Annotated in this window: 24 protein-coding genes; 9 read left to right on the forward strand and 15 right to left on the reverse strand. The window is 62.9% G+C overall.

Translation table 11 applies throughout. The annotated features are described in order from the left end of the window. Window positions 1–4: 4 nt before the first annotated feature. On the reverse strand, window positions 5–958 hold the full coding sequence (locus tag ACFCW2_RS05285; RefSeq protein ID WP_379548581.1) for a cation diffusion facilitator family transporter: 954 nt from the start codon (window positions 956–958) through the stop codon (window positions 5–7). Continuing rightward, on the reverse strand, window positions 955–1,587 hold the full coding sequence (pdxH, locus tag ACFCW2_RS05290; protein WP_379548582.1) for a pyridoxamine 5'-phosphate oxidase: 633 nt from the start codon (window positions 1,585–1,587) through the stop codon (window positions 955–957). Before pdxH ends, ACFCW2_RS05285 begins: the two co-directional genes overlap by 4 nt. Window positions 1,588–1,704: 117 nt before the next feature. Between pdxH and ACFCW2_RS05295 the strand changes: the two genes are divergently transcribed. Genes ACFCW2_RS05295 through fabI form a run of 3 tightly spaced genes read left to right on the forward strand, consistent with a single transcriptional unit; the run spans window position 1,705 to window position 4,520 of the window. Next, window positions 1,705–2,655, forward strand: a complete 951-nt coding sequence (locus tag ACFCW2_RS05295; protein ID WP_379548583.1) for a DnaJ C-terminal domain-containing protein — start codon at window positions 1,705–1,707, stop codon at window positions 2,653–2,655. A 6-nt stretch (window positions 2,656–2,661) separates the two neighbouring features. After that, a complete protein-coding gene (locus ACFCW2_RS05300) occupies window positions 2,662–3,717 on the forward strand; it encodes a YihY/virulence factor BrkB family protein (RefSeq protein WP_379548584.1) in 1,056 nt (351 codons plus the stop codon). Further along, window positions 3,714–4,520: an enoyl-ACP reductase FabI gene (gene fabI / locus ACFCW2_RS05305; RefSeq protein ID WP_379548585.1), complete on the forward strand. Its 807-nt coding sequence runs from the start codon at window positions 3,714–3,716 to the stop codon at window positions 4,518–4,520. Before ACFCW2_RS05300 ends, fabI begins: the two co-directional genes overlap by 4 nt. A 9-nt stretch (window positions 4,521–4,529) precedes the next feature. Here fabI and ACFCW2_RS05310 read toward each other — a convergent pair whose 3' ends face one another. From ACFCW2_RS05310 to ACFCW2_RS05320, 3 genes are all read right to left on the reverse strand, one after another. Beyond that, complete coding sequence (locus tag ACFCW2_RS05310) at window positions 4,530–6,488, reverse strand: polysaccharide biosynthesis protein (protein WP_379548586.1); 1,959 nt, start codon at window positions 6,486–6,488, stop codon at window positions 4,530–4,532. After that, window positions 6,488–7,090: a sugar transferase gene (locus tag ACFCW2_RS05315; RefSeq protein WP_379548587.1), complete on the reverse strand. Its 603-nt coding sequence runs from the start codon at window positions 7,088–7,090 to the stop codon at window positions 6,488–6,490. The genes ACFCW2_RS05310 and ACFCW2_RS05315 overlap by 1 nt, the downstream gene beginning before the upstream one ends. A gap of 158 nt (window positions 7,091–7,248) precedes the next feature. Continuing rightward, a complete protein-coding gene (locus ACFCW2_RS05320; protein WP_379548588.1) occupies window positions 7,249–8,148 on the reverse strand; it encodes an SDR family oxidoreductase in 900 nt (299 codons plus the stop codon). A 131-nt stretch (window positions 8,149–8,279) separates the two neighbouring features. On the opposite strand from ACFCW2_RS05320, the gene rfbA reads away from it, so the two are divergent. The 4 genes from rfbA to ACFCW2_RS05340 all read left to right on the forward strand — a co-directional run bounded on the left by rfbA (window position 8,280) and on the right by ACFCW2_RS05340 (window position 11,849). Next, entirely contained in the window at window positions 8,280–9,161 is an 882-nt protein-coding gene (gene rfbA, locus ACFCW2_RS05325; protein ID WP_379548589.1) for a glucose-1-phosphate thymidylyltransferase RfbA, read from the forward strand. A gap of 75 nt (window positions 9,162–9,236) precedes the next feature. After that, window positions 9,237–10,238: a hypothetical protein gene (locus ACFCW2_RS05330; RefSeq protein ID WP_379548590.1), complete on the forward strand. Its 1,002-nt coding sequence runs from the start codon at window positions 9,237–9,239 to the stop codon at window positions 10,236–10,238. Continuing rightward, window positions 10,235–10,813, forward strand: a complete 579-nt coding sequence (locus tag ACFCW2_RS05335) for a serine O-acetyltransferase (RefSeq protein WP_379548591.1) — start codon at window positions 10,235–10,237, stop codon at window positions 10,811–10,813. Before ACFCW2_RS05330 ends, ACFCW2_RS05335 begins: the two co-directional genes overlap by 4 nt. A gap of 52 nt (window positions 10,814–10,865) precedes the next feature. Then, on the forward strand, window positions 10,866–11,849 hold the full coding sequence (locus ACFCW2_RS05340) for a GDP-mannose 4,6-dehydratase (protein WP_379548592.1): 984 nt from the start codon (window positions 10,866–10,868) through the stop codon (window positions 11,847–11,849). Window positions 11,850–11,921: 72 nt separating this feature from the next. Here ACFCW2_RS05340 and wecC read toward each other — a convergent pair whose 3' ends face one another. The 10 genes from wecC to ACFCW2_RS05390 all read right to left on the reverse strand — a co-directional run bounded on the left by wecC (window position 11,922) and on the right by ACFCW2_RS05390 (window position 20,996). Further along, on the reverse strand, window positions 11,922–13,223 hold the full coding sequence (gene wecC / locus ACFCW2_RS05345; protein WP_379548593.1) for a UDP-N-acetyl-D-mannosamine dehydrogenase: 1,302 nt from the start codon (window positions 13,221–13,223) through the stop codon (window positions 11,922–11,924). A gap of 237 nt (window positions 13,224–13,460) precedes the next feature. Further along, on the reverse strand, window positions 13,461–14,597 hold the full coding sequence (gene wecB / locus ACFCW2_RS05350; RefSeq protein WP_379548594.1) for a non-hydrolyzing UDP-N-acetylglucosamine 2-epimerase: 1,137 nt from the start codon (window positions 14,595–14,597) through the stop codon (window positions 13,461–13,463). Between the two features lie 78 nt (window positions 14,598–14,675). Then, on the reverse strand, window positions 14,676–15,275 hold the full coding sequence (locus tag ACFCW2_RS05355; protein WP_379548595.1) for a hypothetical protein: 600 nt from the start codon (window positions 15,273–15,275) through the stop codon (window positions 14,676–14,678). Between the two features lie 114 nt (window positions 15,276–15,389). Next, window positions 15,390–15,911, reverse strand: a complete 522-nt coding sequence (locus ACFCW2_RS05360) for a demethoxyubiquinone hydroxylase family protein (RefSeq protein WP_379548931.1) — start codon at window positions 15,909–15,911, stop codon at window positions 15,390–15,392. Between the two features lie 8 nt (window positions 15,912–15,919). Continuing rightward, the gene (locus ACFCW2_RS05365) at window positions 15,920–16,399 is read right to left on the reverse strand and encodes a disulfide bond formation protein B (RefSeq protein ID WP_379548596.1); all 480 of its coding nucleotides are present in this window, start codon (window positions 16,397–16,399) and stop codon (window positions 15,920–15,922) included. Window positions 16,400–16,408: 9 nt separating this feature from the next. Then, entirely contained in the window at window positions 16,409–17,746 is a 1,338-nt protein-coding gene (locus ACFCW2_RS05370; protein WP_379548597.1) for a S41 family peptidase, read from the reverse strand. Between the two features lie 150 nt (window positions 17,747–17,896). Continuing rightward, entirely contained in the window at window positions 17,897–19,132 is a 1,236-nt protein-coding gene (locus ACFCW2_RS05375; RefSeq protein ID WP_379548598.1) for a murein hydrolase activator EnvC family protein, read from the reverse strand. A gap of 25 nt (window positions 19,133–19,157) precedes the next feature. Continuing rightward, window positions 19,158–19,580: a 23S rRNA (pseudouridine(1915)-N(3))-methyltransferase RlmH gene (locus ACFCW2_RS05380; RefSeq protein ID WP_379548599.1), complete on the reverse strand. Its 423-nt coding sequence runs from the start codon at window positions 19,578–19,580 to the stop codon at window positions 19,158–19,160. Window positions 19,581–19,850: 270 nt separating this feature from the next. Then, window positions 19,851–20,243: a ribosome silencing factor gene (rsfS, locus tag ACFCW2_RS05385; protein ID WP_379548932.1), complete on the reverse strand. Its 393-nt coding sequence runs from the start codon at window positions 20,241–20,243 to the stop codon at window positions 19,851–19,853. Window positions 20,244–20,333: 90 nt separating this feature from the next. Further along, complete coding sequence (locus tag ACFCW2_RS05390; RefSeq protein WP_379548600.1) at window positions 20,334–20,996, reverse strand: nicotinate-nucleotide adenylyltransferase; 663 nt, start codon at window positions 20,994–20,996, stop codon at window positions 20,334–20,336. 391 nt (window positions 20,997–21,387) lie between these two features. On the opposite strand from ACFCW2_RS05390, the gene ACFCW2_RS05395 reads away from it, so the two are divergent. Together ACFCW2_RS05395 and ACFCW2_RS05400 are read left to right on the forward strand one after the other, a co-directional pair. Beyond that, window positions 21,388–22,473 (forward strand): M23 family metallopeptidase, encoded by a 1,086-nt coding sequence (locus ACFCW2_RS05395; protein WP_379548601.1) that lies wholly within the window; start codon window positions 21,388–21,390, stop codon window positions 22,471–22,473. Then, the gene (locus ACFCW2_RS05400) at window positions 22,466–22,885 is read left to right on the forward strand and encodes a bactofilin family protein (protein ID WP_379548602.1); all 420 of its coding nucleotides are present in this window, start codon (window positions 22,466–22,468) and stop codon (window positions 22,883–22,885) included. Before ACFCW2_RS05395 ends, ACFCW2_RS05400 begins: the two co-directional genes overlap by 8 nt. Window positions 22,886–22,898 lie beyond the last annotated feature (13 nt).

Consider the following 22,898-nt stretch of genomic DNA (forward strand, 5'->3'; position numbering starts at 1 on the left):
GTGCTCACGGGGTGTCGTCCTCCAATTCTTCAAATTCATCTGTCTCGACCAGCGGATTGTCCGGCTCGTCGACATGACCTTGCGGGTCGATATGGATCAGCAGCTCGGTGCCGGGAAAGGCGTCAAGCAAATCCGCCTCTACCCGGTCGATAATGTCATGCGCTTCGCTGACCGTCATGGTGCCCGGCAGATCGACATGGAACTGCGCGAAATCCCGGTTGCCTGCCGTCCGCGTGCGCAGATCGTGCAGGTTCGAAAGCTCCGGATGGGTAGCCGCCCGCTCCACAAAGGCGCGGCGTTTCTCCTCCGGCCATTCGCGATCCATCAGATGATCGACCGCCTCTTGAGACGCACCCCACGCGCCGTAAGCCAGCCATGCCGCAATCCCAAGGCCAAACACGGCATCGGCCTTGCCCCAGCCGATCTGCGTTTGCAGAACGAGCGCCGCGATCACCGCCAGATTGAGCAGCAGGTCAGCCTGATAATGCACGTGATCGGTGCGGATCGCGACCGAGCCGGTGCGCGCCAGAACGTAGCGTTGCCACGCAAGCAAAGCGAAGGTCAGCGCAATCGCTACCAGCGAAACACCAATGCCGGTCGGAGCTTCGCCCACCGGCGCGTCCTCTATCCATTGCTGGATGCTCCTGACGGCCAGTGCAAAGGCAGACAGCGCAATCAGAACGACCTGTACGATTGCGGCAATCGCCTCCGCCTTGCCGTGGCCGAAGCGGTGATTGCGGTCGGCCGGCATGGCGGCATAGACCACGCCCAGAAGCGTCACGAGGCTGGCCACCAGATCCAGCGCGCTGTCGGCCAGACTGCCCAGCATGGCGACCGAGCCGGTGCGGGCCGACGCCCACAGCTTCAGCGCGACCAGAACAATCGCGACGCTGATACTCGCAAAGGCAGCGCTGCGGGCGAGCCTGCCGCGTGCCGACAAGGCCTCTGCGCCGGTCACGGGTAGAGCAAAGTGTCCGACCAGCCCTGACCGGCGCGCGTGAACAGGCGGCGGTCATGCAGGCGGCCGGGGCGATCCTGCCAGAATTCGATGGCTTGCGGGGTGACGGTAAAGCCAGTCCAGTGCGGCGGACGCTCTACCGCGCGGCCTTCGAACTCGGCCTCGGCGGCGGCAAAGCGCTCCAGAAATGTTGCCCGGTCATCCAGCGGGCGCGACTGTTCCGAAGCCACGGCCCCCAATTGCGACTGCCGACTGCGCGAATGGAAATAGGCGGTTGCGGTTTCCGGTGACACTTCGCTCAGGGGGCCTTCGATGCGGATTTGCCGCTGCAGGCTTTTCCAGTGAAACAGCAATGCCGCCTGCGCGTTCGCCCGGATTTCCCCGCCCTTGCGGCTCTGTGCGTTGGTGTAAAAGGTGAAGCCTCCCTGCTCCCCGATATCGGGGCCGTGACCCTTCAGCAGGACCATCCGCACAGACGGCCCGCCATCGGGGGTCGCAGTCGCCAGCGCCATCGCATTGGGATCGTTGGGTTCGCTCTCCTCCGCTTCCGCCATCCACGCATCGAACAGTGCGAAGGGGTCGGTGACTGGAATTGCGCTGTTTTCTTGAGGGGTTTGGGATTGCGACATGATGCACTCTTCGAACGGGGAATATGCGGGTTTGGTAGGCGATCACGGCCCCGCTGCAAAGCCGCGAGAAAGGCATCGAGCCTTGCATGGCGCGCAACCGGACCTTAGCTGCAATCTATGGCCGATCCCTACGCTACATTGGGCGTGTCCCGTACTGCGTCCGAGAAGGACATCAAGAGCGCCTATCGCAAGCTCGCCAAAGAGCTGCACCCCGACACCAACCGCGACAATCCCGCAGCGGCCGACCGCTTCGGCAAAGTGACGCAGGCCTACGATCTGCTGTCCGACAAGGACAAGCGCGCTCAGTTCGACCGGGGCGAGATCGATGGTGATGGCAATCCGACCCATCCGTTCGGGGGCGGCGGCTTTGGTGGCGGCAATTCTGGCGGAGGATATCGCAGCCAGCAGGGCGGCTTCCGGGCCGAAGATTTCCAGGGTTTCGGCGGCGGCGAGGCCGACCTCGGTGATATCTTCGAAGGCCTGTTCGGCGGCGGCGCGAGAGGTGGTGGCGGCTCGCCTTTCGGCAGGCGTAGCCCGCCCCCGCCGCAAAAAGGGGCCGACATCAATTACCGGCTGCGCGTGCCGTTCACCGATGCGGCTACACGGGCCGATCAGCGGATTACCCTATCGGATGGCAAGACCATCGATCTGAAACTGCCTGCCGGGGTAGAAGACGGCACGCAGATGCGCCTGAAAGGCAAGGGCCAGCAGGGTCCGGGCGGCGCGGGCGACGGGTTGGTGACGATTTCGGTCGACAGCCACAAATTCTATGAGCGAGTGGGCGACGATGTCCGGCTCGACCTGCCGATCAGCGTCGACGAGGCGGTCAAGGGCGCGAAGGTCAAGGTGCCCACGGTCGATGGCCCGGTGATGTTGACCGTCAAGCCAGGCCTGTCCGGCGGGACGGTTATGCGCCTGAAAGGCAAGGGCTTTTCCAAGAAGGCGGGCGGGCGCGGCGATCAGCTCGTCACCTTGCGCATTACACTGCCCGATGACCTCGACTCCTTGACCGAGGCGCTGGGAGACTGGACAGATCCGGGGAACCCGCGCGCATCGCTAGGCGTTTGATTTTTCATGCGTAAGTGGAGCGAAATCACGGGTCCGGGGGACAAATTGCCCGACCCGCAAGATCGCACTGTCCGCTCCCTCACTCCCGAAGACCGCCGTAACGAAGCCATGCAACTGCAAGGCAGCGTCCGCCAGAAAGTCGCCACCAAAGTCGGCCCAGGCACGCGGATATTCGAAGTCACCAAACGCGTCGCCGTGGGCACCTTCAATGATGGCTTCATCCATGCCGGCAACCTTGCCTATCTGGCGATGCTGGCGATTTTTCCCTTCTTCATAACCGGCGCGGCCATCTTCTCCGCCATCGGTGAAGAAAGCGAGCGTGCGGCGACTGTGAATGCAGTCCTGGTCGCCCTGCCCCCCGTCGTGGCCGATGTCATCGAGCCGGTCGCGCGCAATGTGATCGAGCAACGCTCCGGCTGGCTGCTATGGGCCGGTGGTCTGGTCGGATTGTGGACCGTCAGCGGTCTGATCGAGACGATCCGCGACATGCTGCGCCGTGCCTATGGCACCGAGGCAACGCAGGCTTTCTGGAAATACCGCCTGCTGTCGGCGGGCGTCATTCTGGGGGCGGTTGTGCTGCTAATGGCATCGCTGCTGGCTCAGGTCCTCATCGGTGCGGCACAGCAGGTAATCGATGCCTATTTCCCGCTGCTGACCGATCTGCTTGCCAGCCTCGCACTGGCCCGGTTTGTCCCGGCCCTTGGCCTGTTCGGTTCGATGTATTTGCTGTTCTACACCCTCACACCCGGCGATTATCGCCATCGCCGTTATCCGAAATGGCCGGGAGCGCTCATCGTGACCGTCTGGTGGGTTGCGGTGACCATCGCGCTGCCGGTCGTCTTGCGCCAGTTCTTCGCGTACGATTTGACCTACGGGTCACTGGCCGGGATGATGATCACGCTTTTCTTTTTCTGGCTGGTCGGACTAGGTATGGTGGTGGGCGCGGAGCTGAACGCCGCGCTGGCCGAAACGCCTGAAGAAGAGGACTTCATCGGGCAGGCCGATAATCGCAGGCGCGCAGCCGACCGGGCAGCCGCCGCCACGAGAGAAGGTGCCGAATGACCGGACTGATGCAAGGCAAACGCGGGCTCATCATGGGTCTCGCCAACGATAAATCGCTCGCTTGGGGTATCGCAAAGCAATTGTCCGAGCAGGGAGCCGAGCTGGCTTTTTCCTATCAGGGCGATGCGCTGGCCAAGCGCGTGAAGCCACTCGCAGAGCAGCTCGGCAGCGACATTACCTTCAACTGCGATGTATCCGACATGGACTCGCTCGACGAGGCGTTCGCATCACTAGGGGAGCGATGGGACAGCCTCGATTTCGTGGTCCACGCCATCGGTTATTCGGACAAAAACGAGCTGCGCGGCAAATATGTCGATACCAGTCTCGATAACTTCCTGATGACGATGAACATCTCCGCCTATTCACTGGTGGCGGTGGCCCAGCGCGCGGCGAAGATGATGCCGGAAACGGGCGGAAGTATCGTAACGCTGAGCTATTACGGTGCCGAGAAAGTCATCCCGCATTACAATGTGATGGGCGTGGCGAAGGCGGCGCTGGAGGCCAGCGTGCGCTATCTCGCCAATGATCTGGGGCCGGACAATATCCGGGTCAATGCGATCAGCGCCGGACCGATCAAGACGCTGGCCGCCAGCGGGATCGGCGATTTCCGCTACATCCTGAAATGGAACGAATACAACGCGCCGCTGCGCCGCAATGTCAGCATCGACGATGTTGGCGGGGCGGGCCTGTATCTGTGCAGCGACCTGTCATCGGGCGTCACCGGCGAGGTGCATCATGTCGATGCAGGCTATCACACAGTCGGGATGAAGCAGGAAGACGCGCCGGATATCGAGACCACTTAGGCCGGTTGGCTAGGACGGTTGGCGCGTCCAGTCGGACAGAACAGTGCTGGGCTGATATTCCGGCACCAGCCGGGCAAGCAAATCGCGTGCCGCTTTGGGATCGCCTGAGGCAATGGCGCTGCGCATTTCCTCCAGCCGCGTCTCCAGTTCGGCGAGCGGCAGGAAGCTCTCATTGGCGCGCATGATCCGGGGGTGCTGGGATTCCTGCGCATTTTCGCCGATCAGCAGCTCTTCGTACAATTTCTCTGCCGGGCGCAAACCGGTGAAGCTGAGCGCAATATCGCCATCGGGCGTGTCGTCATCGCGCACCGTCAGGCCCGACAATTCGATCATATTGCGCGCCAGATCGACGATCCGCACCGGCTCGCCCATATCTAGGACGAACACATCGCCGCCGCGCGCCATCGCGCCGGCCTGCAGGACCAGCTGCGAAGCTTCCGGAATGGTCATGAAATAGCGGGTGATGTCAGGGTGAGTGATGGTCACCGGACCGCCCGCGGCAATCTGTTCGCGAAACAGCGGAATGACCGATCCGGAAGAACCCAGCACATTGCCGAACCGCACCATGGAGAAAGTCGTGGCGCTACCCTCGCCCGCAGCTTCTTGAAGCGCTTGTAAAATCATCTCCGCTAGCCGCTTGGTCGCGCCCATGATATTCGTCGGGCGCACGGCCTTGTCGGTGCTGACGAGGATCAGATTGGCGACCCCGTGCTGCTGCGCCAGACGGGCCACGGTGTATGTCCCGAAGACGTTGTTACGCACACCTTCGAGAGCATTCTGCTCGACCAGCGGGACATGCTTGTAAGCGGCGGCGTGGATCACCGTGGCGGGCTGCCAATGGGTCAGTATCTCCGCCATCCGGCGTTCGTCACACACCGACGCCAGCAGCGGAATCAGCACCGGGGCGGGATCGTCGGCCTCCCCCTGCCGGTCCAGCGCCACCATCTGGGCGAATTCCTGATGCGCGGTGTAGAGGTTGAACTCGCTGTGGTCGACCAGCAGCAGGCAGGCGGGAGCGTTCTTCAATATCTGGCGGCACAGCTCGCTGCCGATCGAACCGCCCGCGCCCGTCACCATCACCACCTTGCCGGTGATATTCTTGGTCAGCAGTGCCTGATCGGGCGGAATCTGGCTGCGGCCGAGCAGATCCTCGATCCCCGGCTCGCGCAGATCGCCAACCGAGATGGTGCCCCGGGCGATATCAACCATGCTGGGCAGAGTGCGGACATGCACTGGCAGCGGGCGCAGGGCCTGCAGCACCTCGCTGCGCCGCACCCGCGTGGCCTGAGGCATGGCGAGCAGCACATCGTCCACTTTACGGCGCTCTATCACGTCAGCCAGCGCGTCGGGGGCGTAAATGGTCACGCCGCGCAGGGTCGATCCGGTCAGCGATGTGTCATCATCGACAAAGCCGACCAGCTGCATTTCGCGCGCCGTGGCGATGGCTCCGGCCAGTTCGCGGCCCGCACGCCCGGCGCCGTAAATCAACACGCGGGTCGGTTTGTCGCCAACAAAAAGCGCGGTGTAGCTTTCCTCGAACAGCATCCGGGCCAGTAGCCGCGATCCGCTGACCATCAGGAACAGCAGGATAGGCTGGATCAGGCCGATTGTCCGCGGAACGCCCTGTACCCCGATCAGTGTGTAGATGATTGCAAAGGGGATCGAATAGATCAGAACCGCGCGGCCAATCGCGAAGAAGGCCTCTGCCCCGGCATAGCGGAAGATCGCCCGGTATAGCCCGAACACCACGAACAGCGGCAGAGCGAGCACGACCGAGACCACTGCCGGATGCAGCTGCATTCCGAAGAACGGCACCCAATATCCCACCCGCAGATAGACCGCGAGCCAGACCGAGAAAACGCAGATGGTGATGTCGACCGCGAGCGCCAGCGCGCGCTTTGCCGAGCGCGGCAAATTCAGCAAGACATCGGTCAGCCCGTCGATCCGGCGTTTGGCGGCCTCCACCATCAGGCTTTATCCCCATCATGCGAGCTGCTGTCGTGCGGCTTAGCCACCGTGGCCGCATCACCGCGCCCACCGCCCAGCGCCGTACTGACGATCAGCCGCACATCGCCGAGCGGGCGATCCACGGTAAAATACTCGGCCTCATAAGTAGCGAGACGCACCGGATCACTCATATCGATCCCGGCGATCTGGGCCGGACCGGTCACTCCGGGGCGCAGCGCAAACAGGCCGCGGCTTGCACGTTCGGCAACCAGCTCAGCCTGCCCCGGCAGACAGGGGCGCGGACCGACGAGGCTCATATGGCCTGCCAGCACGTTCCACAGCTGGGGCAATTCATCGAGTTTCAGGCGCCGCAGCAACGCACCAAGGCGGGTAATGCTCGCCGCGCCGACCTGATGGCTCGCGACATTGGCGGTGCCCGTGTGCATTGTGCGCAATTTGAGCATGTCGAAAGGCGCCTGGCCCTTGCCCACGCGGCGCTGCACAAACAGGGGCGAGCCGGGGGTTTCGAGCCGGATGGCAACCAGCAGCAGCAGGCAAACCGGCAAAACGACGAGCGCGAGCGGCACCGCAACCAGCAGGTCGAATAGACGCTGGAAGGGCATCGGCCGAGGAAGGGGCCCGGCCTCGGGGCGCGGCTGTGCCGTGGCAGGCTGCGCGGAAGACTGTTCCGACGAGGAAGAGGAGCTTTTGCTGACCATAATGCGACCCGGACCGACCTAGCGACCCGCTTCGGCCCAAGTAAATGGCATCGGGAGGCTTATCAAGTTTGCGCGCCCTCGCGTTCAAGCTGCAAATCGGCGCGCGTTGGCGCAAACGGTCCGGGTGCAAAACCGAAATCGGCGGCCGCGGCGCTGTGATCGAAGTCCTGATCCTGATTCATCCGCACCGCCATATCCGGCGTCCATTTGCGGAAGCGCGGAATCAGCCGCATGGCCTTAACCGCCAGCGCAAACAGGGGAAGCGGCACGGACGGTGTGCGCGGCTTGCGCCCTAGCGCTGCGAAAATCTGCTCCACCATCACACGGTATGGAAGCACTTCTCCGCCCGAAATGTTGTAGTCCTTGCCAGCAGCCGCGTCGCTGGCGCCCGCCTGCAAGCACGCGGCGGCAACGTCGCGGGCATGGATGGGCTGGCGCAAACCCTTGGCCGCGCCGAACAGAGGGAAGAAGCCAAGCCGCCCGATCATGCGGGCAATCTCGGTCACATTCTTGTCCTGCCCGTTGCCCCAGATCAGCGTCGGGCGCAGGATCGTGCAGCCGATCCCGGCGGCGGTGCAGGCCGCGTGGACCCGGGCTTCGGATTGTTCGAACAGCTTCCAGTCAGCCTGCTCGCTCTCGCTGGAAGAGGTCTGCTTGGTAAAGCGGCTGGTGGTCGACAGCGCGACCAGCCGGTTCACGCCTGCCGCCTTCATCGCGGGAATATGCTCCTCGATCACCCAGATATGCGCCACGCACAGGGCCAGCGGGATGCCTGCTCCGGCCAGCTCACCCAGCTGCGCAGTGTCGTGCCAGCGCACACCCTCACTGTCGGCAGGCAGGGCTTTGCGCGTCAGAGCAATCGCCTCGCGACGGCTTTTCTGTACAGCGGCGAGCAGCTCCTCCCCGACCAGACTCTTGGCCCCGAGGACGATGACTTTCTCAGGTTTCGGTGCGCTATTCATGACGGGGCCTGCCGTTAAGCGCCTTGCCTAGCGCTGTCCACGTCCGGTAGAGCCGAGCCGGTCGGGGCGAGGCCCCAAGCAACAGCACAACGGCACCCGGGGCGGGGCCACTTGAACGGGCGCGATCACACATGAAGGGCATCATCCTCGCAGGCGGCAGCGGTACGCGGCTGTTCCCCGCCACCATGGCGATTTCCAAGCAATTGCTGCCGGTGTTTGACAAGCCGATGATCTATTACCCGCTTTCCGTACTGATGCTGGCGGGCATCCGCGAGGTGCTGATCATCTCCACTCCGCGCGATCTACCGATGTTCGAGGCATTGCTGGGCGATGGCAGCGCCTTCGGGATCGATCTGTCCTATGCCGTGCAGCCAGAGCCCAACGGGCTGGCTGAAGCCTTCATCATCGGGCGGGATTTCGTCGGCGGGCAGCCAAGCGCGCTGATTCTGGGCGACAACATCTATCACGGCGACAAGATGGGCGAGAAATGCCGCGCCGCGGCGGACGAAGCGCAGGCGCGCGGGGCCAATGTCTTCGCCTATCATGTCGATGATCCGGAACGCTATGGCGTCGTCGATTTCGACGCGAGCGGCAAAGCGACTTCGGTCGAGGAAAAACCCGCTGCGCCGAAGTCGAACTGGGCCATCACCGGCCTCTATTTCTATGACAACCAAGTGTGCGATATCGCGGCAGGAATCGAACCCAGCGCACGGGGCGAGCTGGAGATCACCGACGTCAACCGGCATTATCTTGAACGTGATGCCCTCACGGTCAGCCGTCTGGGGCGCGGCTATGCGTGGCTCGACACCGGCACTCATGATTCGTTGCACGAAGCGAGCGCCTATGTCCGCACGCTGGAGCATCGCACGGGTATCAAGATTGCCTGTCTGGAGGAAATCGGTCTGGAAATGGGCTGGATCGGCGCAGACGATGTGCTGGCCCGCGCCGCCGGTCTGGGCAAGACCGGCTATGCCGATTACCTGCGCCGCCGCGTCGCCGAACTGGCGCGCTAACCTGCCGGAAAGCGTGCTGTCGTGACGTTATCGGACCTGCCACCCCCAGCCCAATTCGACGGTGCGCGCATCCTCATGACCGCGCCGCATTTCTTCGGCTATGACCGCGAGATCGTGGCCGAACTGGAACGGCGGGGGGCGCATGTCGATTACGTGCCTGACCGGCCCTTTGACGCCCCTTTGCTGAAAGCCGCCGCCCGATTTTCCCGCGCTGCTGTTCTTCGCCATACAGGGAATGTCTGGCGCGAGGCGTTGGAGAGGTTTGGCGATGTTCAGTACGACTACGTGCTGATCATCAACGGGCAGACCCTGCCTGAGGATGTTCTGGCTGATTTGCGCGCCAGCCAGAAAGGCGCCGCATTCCTATTCTATATCTGGGATTCGCTGGAAAACCGGGGCAGCGCGCTGAAACTGCTCAAATATTTTGACCGGACCAGCAGCTTCGAAATCGACGCCGCGCGCGCCAATGGCATGCGGTTCCGCCCGCTATTTTTCGCGCCCTCTTTTGCATTAAGCGCCGCAGACGAAGCGCCCGAAATCCGGCACGATCTTTCCTTCCTCGGCACAGCGCATTCGGATCGCTATGCGATCGTCAAATCCATCGATGCCGGATTGCCCGCCGATATCCGGCGGCGATGGTTCCTCTATTTGCAGGCGCGCTGGGTGCTGAGCGCCTACCGCATAACCAATCCCGGATTTCGCGGTGCCGATGCGGACGACTTCAGTTTCGAGCCCATGGGGAGGGAGGATGCAAAGGCCATCTTCTGGGCCTCGCGCACCATCCTCGATATCGAACATCCGCGCCAGAAGGGGCTGACCATCCGCACGTTCGAAACGCTCGGCGCGCGGCGCAAGCTGGTGACGACCAATGCCGAGATACGGCGGTATGCGTTCTACGATCCGGAATTGGTGCAGGTGATCGATCGCGCCGCACCTGTAGTGGATCCGGAATTCCTCGCCACCCCCGCCCCTGAATTGGACGCAGACCTTTACCAGCGGTACAGCGTCGCAGGGTTCGTGGACGAGCTGTTCGATCCGGTCGACCGGTCGGCCAGCCATTTGAGGGAAGCAGCATGAGCGATGGCAAGGCAAAGACCGCGCGCCTGTCACTGCGCAGCCTGCTGAAATCGGACCTGGAGCGGTATTGGCACTATTACGGGCGGCCCGGAACCACGCCGCGCACATGGAATTTGTGGCGCAATTTCCTGATCCCGCGCTGTGCGCCGGTCGCGCTGTACCGGCTTGCCCATTCGGCGCATCGCCGGGGCCTGCGCCCGATTGCGAAGCTGATCACGTGGCTGAATTTCTACCTTTATGGTTGCGAATTCCTGTCCGAATGCGAGATCGGGCCGCATTTCTTTATGCCGCACAGCCAGGGTTCGGTGATCGGGGCGCTGAAGATCGGGTCCTATGCGGTGATCTATCATCAGGTCACCATCGGCGCGAAGAGCATCGATCCGGGCAATGGCGAGCGGCCTGTGATCGGCGACCGGTGCTTTATCGCCAGCGGTGCAAAGATTGTCGGCGTGCTGACTCTGGGCGATGATGTGACTGTGGGGGCGAATGCCGTGGTGACGAAATCGGCGGGCTCGCAGGTGGCGCTGATGGGTATACCCGCGACCGAGAAACCGAAAGCACTCCCACAGGATTAAGCGCCTATTCGCATCTGTCTGCTAAGGCGCGGGTCCATATTAGCGAGGGTTTATGCGGGTTCTGATCACAGGTGCAGCGGGCTTTATCGGCGCGGCTTTGGCGGCGCGGCTTCTCGCACGCGGCGACAGCGTGCTCGGGATCGATAATCTCAACGATTACTATCAGGTATCGCTGAAGAAAGATCGCCTCGCGCAACTGGGCAATGGATTCGCCTTCAAACGGGTCGATTTTGCCAACAATGCGGCCTTGACCGCGGCACTGGCAGGCGAAGCGTTCGACCGGATCGTGCATCTGGGAGCGCAGGCCGGTGTCCGCTACTCAATCGAGAACCCGCACGCCTATGTGCAGTCCAATCTGGTCGGCCATGTGAACATGCTGGAAGTCGCCCGCGCGCGCGAAGTGCCGATGGTCTATGCCAGCTCCTCCAGCGTCTATGGCGGCAATGAAAAGCTGCCTTTCTCGGTCGAGGACCGGGCGGATCACCCTGTTTCGCTCTACGCCGCGACCAAGAAAGCGGACGAATTGATGAGCGAGACCTATGCGCATCTCTATCGCATCCCGCTGACCGGTCTGCGCTTCTTCACCGTCTACGGGCCATGGGGCCGACCGGACATGATGCTGTGGATGTTCACCCACAAAATCCTGTCGGGCATAACCATTCCGGTTTTCAATAATGGCGATATGTACCGTGATTTCACCTATATCGACGACATCGTTTCAGGCGTCGTCGCTTGCGTGGACAGCCCGCCCGCCGATGATGGCGCGGTCAAGGCAGGCGGCAGCGTGAAGCCGCATGCCCTCTACAATATCGGCAATCACCGGTCGGAGAAGCTGATGGATGTGATCGCCGTGCTAGAGGATGCCATCGGGCGGAAAGCGGAGATGGAAATGCTCCCGATGCAGCCTGGCGATGTTCACAAGACCTATGCCGATATCGAGGCGATCCGGAGTGACTTGGGGTACGAGCCGACTACCAGTGTGGAAATCGGCGTTCCCAAGTTTGTCGAGTGGTATCGCGAATATCACGGGGTCTAGCAGGGGCACCGCGCGCCCCTACCCGATCACCCCGTTCACCCTGAGCCTGTCGAAGGGCGGGATTTCGCCCGGTCAGCTCGCCAGTCGCAGACCCGGAGCCGCAGACTTCACCTGCGCATCGGGCCAGATACCGCGCGTATCGTACACAACGGCCCCGGCGCGTTCCTCTGCCGGGATCACCTTGAACACGTCATGGTCCACCAGCACGATCAGCACGCCGCAGGTTTCCAGCGCCGTGTCGATATCAACGAGAGCAGCGTCGCTGCCATCGAATTCTTTCGGTAGTTCAGCGGCATAAGGCTCCACCACGCTGATGCGTGATCCGTAATCACGGGCCAGGGCCGCTGCGACATAGCGCGCCGGGCTCTCGCGAAAATCGTCGATATTCGCTTTGAAAGCGAGGCCGAGGCAACCGATCTGTGCGCCCGGATTGTCTTCCACCAGCTCTTTGGCACGCGCCAGAACGTGGTGCATCTTCGCATCGTTCACTTCGCGGGCCTGACGGATCATTTTCGCCTGCTCCGGCGCGCCGTGCACAATAAACCACGGGTCCACCGCGATACAGTGGCCGCCAACACCGGGGCCAGGCTGCAGGATGTTCACACGCGGGTGACGATTGGCGAGGCGGATCACTTCCCACACATCGAGGCCCTGCGCATCGGCAATCATGCTCAGCTCGTTGGCAAAGGCGATGTTGGTGTCGCGGTAGGCGTTCTCGACCAGCTTGGTCATTTCCGCACTCGCGGCGTCGGTGGTCACGCACTCACCGCGCACGAATCGCTTGTAGAAAGCCAGCGCCTTGCGCGCACAGCGCGGCGTGATCCCGCCGATGGAACGATCATTGCGGATCAGCTCTTCGAGGATTTTGCCGGGCAGGACCCGCTCCGGGCAATAGGCGATGGAAATGTCCGGCGTTTTCTCGCTCAGGCCCGGCATCGCCAGGTCCGGACGCAAGCCCGCAATCAGATCGCGCATCGCCACAGTCGTGCCGACCGGCGAGGTCGATTCCAGAATGATCGTATCGCCCGCTTTCAGCACACCGGCGACTTCGGTTGCCGCGCTCATCACATAGCTGGTGTCGGGCGTGTGGTTGCCGTCCTTGGCGAAGGGCGTGGGTACGGCGATCACGAAAACATCGGCCGGCTGCACCTGCGTGCTGGCTTTCAATGTGCCGCGCTGGACGACGCTGCGCACCAGACCATCCAGATCGACTTCCTCGATATGGATTTCGCCGCGATTGATCGTATCGACCACGCTCTGGGTGATATCGATCCCAGTCACGGGGCAGCCGCTGCTGGCAATCACGGCTGCTGTGGGCAGGCCGATATAGCCGAGGCCTACGACGCAGACGTCCGGTTTGTTTTCGCCGATCATGATAGTGCGGTGCTTCCTGCTGGTGACGTTTCTGTCCGTCAGCCTTGGCAGGGCAAGGTAAAGATTGCGGTAACGCTGGGCGGTTTTGGCCCTCACAGAGGCACGGAGACACAGAGAGGAAGAATGCGGCGCCCGCCGCCTTAAGGGGAACACTTACCGTTACGCTCTGCGAAGCAATTCAATAACAACCCCACAAGAAAGCCTCGGCCCCTCCGTGCCTCTGCGCCTCTGTGAGCGTCAATTCGGTGCCAGCAAATCCGCAATCCGCTGTGCCGAGTGGCCATCGCCAAACGGATTATGCGCCTGCGCCATGGCCGCATAGGCCGCCGGATCATCCAGAAGACGGGTGACTTCGGTCACAATCGTATCCGCATCGGTGCCGACCAGCCTGGCCGTTCCGGCATCGACGCCCTCGGGCCGCTCGGTCGTCTCGCGCATGACCAGCACGGGTTTGCCGAGCGCGGGCGCTTCTTCCTGCACCCCGCCGCTATCGGTCAGCATCAAGTGCGAAATATCCAGCAGGCGGGCAAAATGCGGATAATCGAGTGGTTCGAGCAGGGCGACATTGTCCATTCCTGCAAGCTCGTCATTCATCACCGCCCGCACATTGGGGTTGAGGTGCACAGGGAAGATAATCGCCACGTCATCGCGCGCGGCGATCCGCTTCACCGCATCGGCAATGGCCCGCATGCCATCGCCGAAATTCTCGCGCCGGTGGCTGGTCATGCCAATGATCTTCTTGCCCGCAAAGCGCGCCTCGACATCGGCCAGGCCACTCGCCAAGGCAGGCTCGGCCTCCACTTTTGCCGTTATCCAATGCAGCGCGTCGATCACCGTGTTGCCGGTGACGTGAACGATGGAAGGATCGATATTCTCGCGCAGCAGGGCATTCTGCGAGACTTCGGTCGGCGCGCAATGCAGCGCGGCAAAGCTGCCGATGACCTTGCGATTCACCTCTTCGGGCCATGGATGATAGATATCCCCGCTGCGCAGTCCTGCCTCCACATGACAGACGGGGACCTTGCGGTAATAGGCGGCCAAAGCACCGCACATGGCGGTGGCAGTATCGCCCTGCACCACAACGTAATCCGGCTGCACCCGGTTCATCACTTCGCCGATCCCGGTCAGCAGGCGCGCGGTCAGGGCATCCAGCGTCTGGTCCGGTTGCATCACATCGAGATCATCATGCGGCGTGATTCCGGCGATTTCGAGGACCTGATCGAGCATTCCGCGGTGCTGGCCCGTCACCAACACGCGGCTGTCGAACCGATCGTCTGCGTCCAGCGCATGGACGAGCGGGAACAGCTTGATAGCCTCCGGGCGTGTGCCGAAGATGGTGAGGATTGTGCGTTGCGGGCCGGAATGGGTGCTCATCTGCCCGCCATTAACCACGATAGGTTAAGGCATGCCTAGCCTGCATCAGAAAACTAGGGAAGCCGGTCTCGGCGCAGTTCAGCTTTCGGGCGGCAGCGCCAGAGGCTCGACTTCGCGGTCCGCCGTCGCAGCCGGCGAATCAAGCGTTTCGTCACCCACCGGGGCGGCGCGTTCCCGCTCCAGCCGCTCGAGATATTCACGCTCGATCGCTTCGACTTCGGCCTGTCGGATGGCGGCGTCTTCGTCGATTGTCGAAAGCCGTTCTGCGCGCGCTTCGGCAATCAACTGGCCGAACCGCACGCTGGAAGCCTCGCGCTTCTCGCCGTAAGCGATGTCGATCAGTTCCTGCGTGCAGCCGGTATAGCCTGCCGCTCCGGTCGGGGAGCAGGACAGAGCACCGAAATCGCCCACGAATTCAAATGCCTCGACCCGCTCGGCCCAGGCCGTGTTGGCGGGGTCGCTGCTGAACCGCAGGCTTTCGGGAATACGGAAGCGCTCACTCTCGGGCAGACGGGCCACAACCACGATCTCATCCGCATTGGCGGGCGGCTGCACTTCATCATCACCATAGACGATGACCATATTGACCCGGTCGCCGCCCGCATCCTGCGCGGCGGCCGGGGTGGCCATGGCAATGCTTGCTGCGGCGAGAGAGAGAAGAATGGAACGCGTCTGCATTGAAAACCCTTTCACAGGCGAAAGGCCCGTTGGTGTCTGTTTAGCGCATTATTCGCTGAATATCATCTGAAGTGCGCACCCATCGAGCGAACGAGCCGGTGGGACGGTTCCCGCTCAGATGCGCTGGCTCACCTTGATCGCTGCCTTGCAGCCCAGCCGGATTATGCCCGACAAGAGAGGATATGCCGGGGCCTTTTCGGCGCCTGCCTCCAGTGCAGCATCGAGATGCTCGCGCTCATCCTCGCGGAACCGCTCGATCATTCCGGCGAGCTTCGGATCCGCACCGGTTTCTTCCAGCCGGTCCAATTGCTCGGAGTAGTGCTTGTCGATCTCTTCCTCGACAGCGGCGGTGCAGGCCATGGCGGCTTCCGGACCCATCAGGGCAGTGGCCGCGCCCAAAGCGTAGCCCGCCGCATGCCAGAACGGCTGCAGCGCCGTGGGGCGCACGCCGCGTTCGGCCATCAAGGCATCGAATTCCTCGCGGTGAACCGCTTCCTGCCGGGCCATGGCGCGAATTTCGCCCGAATGCGGCCCGCGGTCGCCCATCACCGCTAGCTGGCCTTCGTAAATGCGCGTTGCACCGAATTCGCCAGCCTGATCGACCCGGATCATCCGGTCGATCTCGTCCTTCGTCATCGCCGTTGTCATGCCGCGTGTGTATCCTTCCGGCCAATCAGCCACAGGATCACGCCTGCCGCCGCTGCCGATATCAAAAAGTTCCAACCTGCCAGCGAAACGCCCAACAAGTCCCATGGTGCCTGATCGCACCGCACAATCGGCGCATTCATGATCGAATCGAGCACATCTTCGCCCGGCCCGGCCGTGGTGGCGCAGCCGGTGATGCCTTCCCACCAGCCATATTCGACGCCGGCATGAAACAGCCCGATCAGACCGGATGCTAAAATAGCCAGGGCGGCCAAGCCGGTCCATACGCGCGAAGGGCCTATGAAGCTGGCTCCCAGCCCCAACGCTATCGCAGCAAAATGCGGCCAGCGCTGCCACCAGCACATCTCGCACGGATAGAGCCCGAAGCCGAATTCACCGAGATAGGCCCCGGCCAGAAGCAGGGACGGCACGGCCAGTGATATCTGGCGCGCGAGCCGGACATTGGGGGTTTCGGTCATGCCGCCGGTTTAGTCCCGCAGGGCTACGGAGCTGGGCGTGGTGCGGCGCAGGGTTTGCAGTGCATAATGCAGCTGGAAATCCTCGATCCCCTCTGCCTTCAGCTCCTCGGCGGTCTTGATGAAGCGGGGATCGATCGTCTTGTCGTTCTCCAACTCCTCGTCCTTCAGGCCCAGCTCGTTGACCAGATGTCCGCGCAAATCGGACTCGCGCATCTGATACTTGGTCCGCCGCGCCAGATCGGGATCGGACAATTGCGGCACGCGGATATCGGGCTTAATTCCGCCTTCCTGAACCGAATGGCCCGAAGGCGTGTAGTAGCGCGCCGTGGTTAGCTTAAGCGCAGCATCACGCCCCAGCGGCAGCAGCGACTGTACGCTGCCTTTGCCGAAACTGCGCTCACCCATAACGAGCGCGCGGCGGTGATCCTGCAAAGCGCCAGCAACGATCTCGCTGGCCGAGGCAGAGCCTGCATCGATCAGCACAACAACCGGAACCCCGGCGGCCATATCGCCCCGGAACACGGTTTCAGACCGGTAAAGCAGGTTCTCGGAACGGGTGCGCCCGCGCTGCGAGACGATGGCGCCGCTGTCGAGGAACAGGTCGGACAGCGCGACGGCTTCATCCAGCGAACCGCCGGGATTGGAACGCAGATCGAGTACCAGACCGTTCACCCGGCCGGTGGCCTCGGCCTTGATCTTTTCCCATGCGGCATAGACGTCCGAGCCGACATCGCGCGAAAACTCGTTCACGCTGATATGGCCGATATTGCCTTCTTTCAGCTCGTGGGTGACCGGCTCCAGCTCGATCACGCCGCGCGTTACGGTGACGTCGAAAGGCTCGTCACGGCCCGGGCGGAACAGGGTGAGTGTGATGTTGGTGCCCGCCTGCCCGCGCATTTTCTGCACCGCATCGTCCAGCTCGCCGCCATAAATCAGCGTCCCGTCGAGATGGGTGATGAAATCGCCGGCCTTCACGCCCGATTCTTCCGCCGGGCTGCCACGGAACGGGCTGATGACCTTCACCGCGCCATCATCCATGATGACCGACAGGCCAAGGCCGGAATAATTCCCGTCAATCAGTGTTTCGAGACGCTGGAGATCGCTGCCGTCGAGATAGGCGGAATGCGGATCGAGACTGCTGAGCATCCCGTCGATCGCCCCGCGCACCAGCTTGTCGTTGTCGACATCATCGACATAGGCCGCCTTGATTTGCTGATAGGTTGCAAAAAGCTTGGCGAATTCAGGCCCGGCGCGGCCATCGACCTGCGCGAAACCGGCGGTGGTCGCAGGGATCAGCGCAACAGCGGTGACCAGTGCGGCGGAGCGAACAATCGGGGCAAACTTCATCGGTGCAATTCTCCAAGAGAGTGCGGACACTATCGCGCAAAAGGAGTGAACGGAAGATGAGGATTTTGGCCAGCCTGCCAAAGACCGTGTCCCGGATGGGGGCGACGTGGCGGCCAACCGCTAACTCCCCGTCGCCGCCCGGCCCCCACGCTAGCCCACATAATCGAGCGGATTGACCGGCGTTTCGCCGCGCCTCAGCTCCAGCGTCACTTCCGGATCATCGACTCCGGCCACGCCCAGCGGCGCGCCGGCGACCAATTCCTCGCCCACATTCACATCGTTTCGGGCGAGGCCCGTGACCAGACTGGTCCAGCCACCGCCATGCTCGATAATCACGATCCGGCCAAATCCGCGATAAGGGCCCGAAAACGCCACCCGCCCTGCGGCAGGCGCGATGACCTGGGCACCCGCGCGGGGGGCGATGGTCACCCCTTCGGAGCGGATGCCTGCGGGCGTGAGCGAGCCAAAGCCGGTGATGGTCCGGCCTGCGACGGGCAGCTGCAGATCAACCGGAGCAAGCCGCGCCTGCGGGGTCGCGGTGGCGGGAGACGCCGGAGTGGCCGTTTGCGCGCTTCCACCCGCTCCAGTCCGCGTGCCGGGCTGTGCCGGGCGCAAAACCGGCCCTGCAAGCGCCGCCAATTCTTCGCGCAGCACAGCATTGGAGGACAATTGGCGCATCAGGCCGGACAGATCGCGTGCCTCTTCAGACAGCGCCAGCGCCCGGTCGGTCTCCCGCGCTGCGGCCCCGCTGGCCTGCCGCGACACAAGCCGCTGGCGGCTTTCCAGGGCGGCCAATTCGCGCTGACGCGTGGCCAGAACCTGCTCCTGCTGGCGCAGCGCGGCGATGCCCTGATCCGCCTCTGCAGCCAGAGCCTGCCCGCGCGCAATCGAGCTGCGCAGCGCCGCCGTGCGCTGCCGGACCTGCGGAACAGTCGAATCCAGCAAAGCGCTCAGATAGACGGTTTCCCTCAGTGATCCGGGGCGCAGCGCCGAAAGAGCCAGCGGGCGGCGAGCGAAGTTCTGGAGCGCTGCAGTAAGCCGCACGAGCGGCTCGCGCCGGGCGGCGAGCTGACGGTCGAGCTTCTCCCGCTCCGTCGCGATCAGCCCCAGCCGGGCTTCGGCCGACACGATGCCCGCTTCGGCCTGCTGAATGCGCGCCGCCAGCGCAGCGGCTTCCTGCGCGGTTTTTTCCGCTTCGGCAGTGGCTTTGCGAGCGGCTTCTTCCAGCTTGGCTCCGCGCGTCGCAGCGCGCTTGGCCTCGGCCTCCGCCCGCACCATCGCGGCGCGCGTCGCCTCCGGATCATCCAGAACACTGCCCTGCTGCGCTGTGCCGGGCACAAAGGTCAGCGCCAGCAATGCAGCGCCGGTAAGCGATCCGAATGTCAAAAAGGCAGCGCGTGGAGACATACGGCTAGCCTGCCCGATGATAGGGGTGGCCCGCAAGGATTGTCGTCGCCCGGTAGAGCTGTTCCATCAGCATCGCGCGGGCGAGCAGATGCGGCCAGGTTGCTTTTCCAAAGGCGAGCAGCAGGTCGGCCTCTGCACGGTCTTGCGCCGAATGCCCGTCGGCTGCGCCCAGCACGAACCGCGTCTCGCGCATCCCGTCATCGCGCCACCGACCCAGCGTTTCCGCCAGTTTTTCCGAGGGCAGATCCTTGCCGCGCTCGTCGAGCAGGACCGTGCGATAGGGTGTCTGTGCTTCTGGAATGCGGCCACCGGTTTCGGGCAGTTCGGTCAGCTTCACCGGCCAGCTCAGCCGCTTCTCGTAGCGCGCAACCAGCTCGGCCTCGGGAGAGCGGGCGATCTTTCCGCGAGCGATGATGTGGAGGAGCATCTTGTTTATAGACCCTGCGGGTGTTTTTGTTTGAGCCCTGCGGGCGGGGTGCATCCGCGCCCCTTGCTACGCCGCACAAGCGGCGGCGGGCGGTCGCCCTTTAGGAAACCTGCCGGTTTCGGACCATTCCAAGCCGCTGGGCTGAGTCTGATCACTCGCGCCACCACCAAGAATCCGTTCGCCCTGAGCCTGTCGAAGGGCCCGGTTTTCTGGGGACGCCAGCGCGTGCGGAAAACATCGTCCCCCTCGCTTCGCTGTCCGACTAAAGCTTCAATCCCCGCTCTCGTCGCCAAACGCCCACATGCGTTCCAGATTGTAGAAGCTGCGCACTTCGGGGCGGAAGATGTGGATCACCACGTCTCCGGCATCGACCAGCACCCAATCGGCAGCGGGCAGGCCTTCCAGCCGCACCGGTCCGTATCCGGCCTTCTTGATTTCCTCGGCCAGCTTCTGCGCCATGGACGCGACCTGCCGGGTCGAACGGCCCGACGCGATGACCATGTGATCGGCAATGGAGCTTTTCCCGGCGAGCGGGATCGAGACCATTTCCTGCGCCTGATCGTCGTCGAGCTGTTTGATGACGAGCGCGTGCAGCGAGCCGGGCTCGGCATCGGGAAGCGGGTTAGCCTGCAACGCGGCTATCGGGGTTTGCGGATCGGACATATCGGTATGCGCCTGGTTCATCGGCGAAGTGGTTACTCCTGTCATTGTGGAAAGATGGGGTGCGGCAGCGCGAATTGCGAATCGGGCGGTTCAAGCGATCCCCGCCATGGCTTGATTGCTGCCGGGGATTAGTCGGTGCGTGACCTGATCGCGCAAGGGAGCCTGGCCCAGCCCGGATGCCCAGTCCGGATCGGCGCTGCGAATAGCCGTGGCCGAGCGCGGGTCAGGATCGAAACGCATCATGATCAGTGCCGGTGCACTCCATTTGGCCCTTTGGCGAAAGCGGGCTGGCGACACTCGGTGGTCTCCCAGCCAGGCCATTGCAGGGCTGGCAATAGCAGCTGCATCATAGCCGGGCCGCGCAATTGTCGCAATCGGCATGGTGCGCGCGATGGCGCGCCAGTCCTTCCAGCGGTGAAAATCGGCCAGATTGTCCGATCCCATCAGCCACACAAAATCGCGCTTCGGGAAGCGCCTTGCGATGCCCTTCAGCGTGTCGATCGTATACCGCGTATCCAGCTCCTGCTCTATCGCTGTCACCCGGATCGGAGCGCGCCGCGCCATCTTCACAGCACTGCGGTAGCGAGCTTGCAAAGGCGCCATGCCTGCCTTGGGTTTGAGCGGATTTCCGGGAGAAACCAGCCACCACACCTCGTCGAGCCCCAGCGCCTTCTGCGCGAACAGCGAGATTCTCCGGTGCCCGCCATGGGCCGGGTTGAAGCTGCCGCCGAGCAGACCGGTCCTGAGGCCCATCAGGCGCGCACCCCAGTGCGAAATCCGCTGCCGTCGAAAGATCTCATGGCGTGATGCCTAGCAAGTCGGCCCTTCCGTGTCATGACAGAGGGGATCCGAGAGACATTCCCGTGACCTTCTTTTACAAGCGCGACGCTGCGGAATTCTGCGAATCCGGGCCTATCAACGTTTTCGAGCATGGTTAATTTCCCGGCGTTTCAACGCCTCATCGTGCGACTCACTCGACTCGCCCTCGGAATCCTCCCTGTGATTCGACCTTTGAGGATTCGTCGCGTATCGGCCCTCCCTGTCATTATAAAAAATAAGACACGGGGTCATTTTGCTTTCAGGACAGGACAGCGGCGGTATCGCCCGCCGATTGGCGAACCTATTCCCAGAGCGTGAGTTCTTCATGCGCTCGCAAGGAAACGTGCGCTTCATCAAGGTTTCATCGCGTCTTCAAAAGATGGTCGCGGGCGGCGTTGTCGTTGCTCTGCTCGTCTGGGCGATCAGCATGGGCGTGATGAGCTGGCTGCAATATCGCGCCGCCGCCGACCGCCTTTCGTTGCTCGAACGTGAAGCGCAAGTCGCCACCGCTGCTGAGCGGGTCGAGGCGTATCGCGATGATCTGGGATCGGTGGCGTCGGATCTGGAGCGCCGCCAGACCTTTATCGAAGACATGGTCGACGCCTTGCCGAGCGATGCGAAAGCCGGCGAAACTGTGACGGATTCGACCAGCGAAACGTCCAAGACCGTCGATCAGGTGAGTGCCGCTCTTCCCGAAGCGAAGGCTTTGGCCGAACTCGAAGCGCGGCAATTGGCGTTTGTCGAGAGGTTGACGCGTTATGCCGACCGCCGGGCAAGCCGCGCAGAGCAGGCCATTCGCAAGCTGGGTCTGAACCCGGCAGTGATGCTGTCCGGTGCCGATCAATCCGCGATGGGTGGCCCGCTCGAGCGTTTCACCCAGAGCGGTGAAATCGACCCCCGCTTCGAGCGTCTTGGCCTGAGCCTCGCGCGGATGAGCGCGTTGGAGCGCGGGTTGAAGGGTATTCCGCAGGTGTCGCCTGCCAATGTCGCAGCCGTCACCTCAAGCTATGGCTATCGCCGCGATCCCTTTACCGGTGCAGGCGCGATGCATTCCGGCCTCGATTTTCGTGGACCCACTGGCACGCCCATTTATGCCGCTGCGCAAGGGACCGTCAGCTTTGTCGGTTACAAGGGCGGTTACGGCAAGACCGTCGAGATCGAGCACGGAAACGGCCTGATGACCCGCTACGCCCATATGTCGCGTTTCAACGCGGTTGTCGGCCAGCGCATTGCCGCAGGAACGACCATCGGCGCGATTGGCAGCACGGGTCGCTCCACCGGCCCGCATTTGCATTTCGAAGTGCGTATCAATGATCGCGCGGTTAATCCGCGCCCCTTCCTGGAGGCAGCCCCCGATGTTCTCAAAGAAGCCCGACGATCAGCCGGCACCCAGGCCCGCACCGATGGCTAAATCCAACAGCTCCGGCAGCTTCTCGGTCATCGGCGCTGATGTGACCATCACCGGCGACGTGACGGCCACCACCGAACTCCACGTCGATGGTACGATCAATGGGGACATTTCCTGCGCCTCGCTGGTTCAGGGCGAAGGCAGCAGCGTCAAAGGCGGCATCAAAGCTGAAAGCGCGCGGCTTGCCGGCGAAGTCGATGGTTCCATCGATGCACGCGAGCTGGTCATCCTGCGCTCTGCCAGCATCAAGGGCGATGTGCATTATGATGCGCTGACCATCGAGCAGGGCGCGCAGGTCGATGGCCGCTTTGCTCCGCGCGGCAGCGGTAATGCCAAGCCGCAATCGCCGCTCGCTTCGAAAGCGCCGGCAGGAGCCAAGGACAGCGGCGATCCGCAGCTGTCCATCGCCACCTGAGGCAATCAGGCGG

The organism is Qipengyuania algicola (genome assembly GCF_042492175.1).
Taxonomy (GTDB): Bacteria; Pseudomonadota; Alphaproteobacteria; order Sphingomonadales; family Sphingomonadaceae; genus CAJXSN01.

Coding starts and splice junctions, on each gene's coding strand:
- pdxH (WP_379548582.1), bottom strand. CDS start 1,587: ATGTCGCAATCCCAAACCCCTCAAGAAAACAGCGCAATTCCAGTCACC.
- ACFCW2_RS05295 (WP_379548583.1), top strand. CDS start 1,705: ATGGCCGATCCCTACGCTACATTGGGCGTGTCCCGTACTGCGTCCGAG.
- ACFCW2_RS05300 (WP_379548584.1), top strand. CDS start 2,662: ATGCGTAAGTGGAGCGAAATCACGGGTCCGGGGGACAAATTGCCCGAC.
- fabI (WP_379548585.1), top strand. CDS start 3,714: ATGACCGGACTGATGCAAGGCAAACGCGGGCTCATCATGGGTCTCGCC.
- ACFCW2_RS05310 (WP_379548586.1), bottom strand. CDS start 6,488: ATGGTGGAGGCCGCCAAACGCCGGATCGACGGGCTGACCGATGTCTTG.
- ACFCW2_RS05315 (WP_379548587.1), bottom strand. CDS start 7,090: ATGCCCTTCCAGCGTCTATTCGACCTGCTGGTTGCGGTGCCGCTCGCG.
- ACFCW2_RS05320 (WP_379548588.1), bottom strand. CDS start 8,148: ATGAATAGCGCACCGAAACCTGAGAAAGTCATCGTCCTCGGGGCCAAG.
- rfbA (WP_379548589.1), top strand. CDS start 8,280: ATGAAGGGCATCATCCTCGCAGGCGGCAGCGGTACGCGGCTGTTCCCC.
- ACFCW2_RS05330 (WP_379548590.1), top strand. CDS start 9,237: ATGACCGCGCCGCATTTCTTCGGCTATGACCGCGAGATCGTGGCCGAA.
- ACFCW2_RS05335 (WP_379548591.1), top strand. CDS start 10,235: ATGAGCGATGGCAAGGCAAAGACCGCGCGCCTGTCACTGCGCAGCCTG.
- ACFCW2_RS05340 (WP_379548592.1), top strand. CDS start 10,866: ATGCGGGTTCTGATCACAGGTGCAGCGGGCTTTATCGGCGCGGCTTTG.
- wecC (WP_379548593.1), bottom strand. CDS start 13,223: ATGATCGGCGAAAACAAACCGGACGTCTGCGTCGTAGGCCTCGGCTAT.
- wecB (WP_379548594.1), bottom strand. CDS start 14,597: ATGAGCACCCATTCCGGCCCGCAACGCACAATCCTCACCATCTTCGGC.
- ACFCW2_RS05355 (WP_379548595.1), bottom strand. CDS start 15,275: ATGCAGACGCGTTCCATTCTTCTCTCTCTCGCCGCAGCAAGCATTGCC.
- ACFCW2_RS05360 (WP_379548931.1), bottom strand. CDS start 15,911: ATGACGAAGGACGAGATCGACCGGATGATCCGGGTCGATCAGGCTGGC.
- ACFCW2_RS05365 (WP_379548596.1), bottom strand. CDS start 16,399: ATGACCGAAACCCCCAATGTCCGGCTCGCGCGCCAGATATCACTGGCC.
- ACFCW2_RS05370 (WP_379548597.1), bottom strand. CDS start 17,746: ATGAAGTTTGCCCCGATTGTTCGCTCCGCCGCACTGGTCACCGCTGTT.
- ACFCW2_RS05380 (WP_379548599.1), bottom strand. CDS start 19,580: ATGCTCCTCCACATCATCGCTCGCGGAAAGATCGCCCGCTCTCCCGAG.
- rsfS (WP_379548932.1), bottom strand. CDS start 20,243: ATGTCCGATCCGCAAACCCCGATAGCCGCGTTGCAGGCTAACCCGCTT.
- ACFCW2_RS05390 (WP_379548600.1), bottom strand. CDS start 20,996: ATGGGCCTCAGGACCGGTCTGCTCGGCGGCAGCTTCAACCCGGCCCAT.
- ACFCW2_RS05395 (WP_379548601.1), top strand. CDS start 21,388: ATGCGCTCGCAAGGAAACGTGCGCTTCATCAAGGTTTCATCGCGTCTT.
- ACFCW2_RS05400 (WP_379548602.1), top strand. CDS start 22,466: ATGGCTAAATCCAACAGCTCCGGCAGCTTCTCGGTCATCGGCGCTGAT.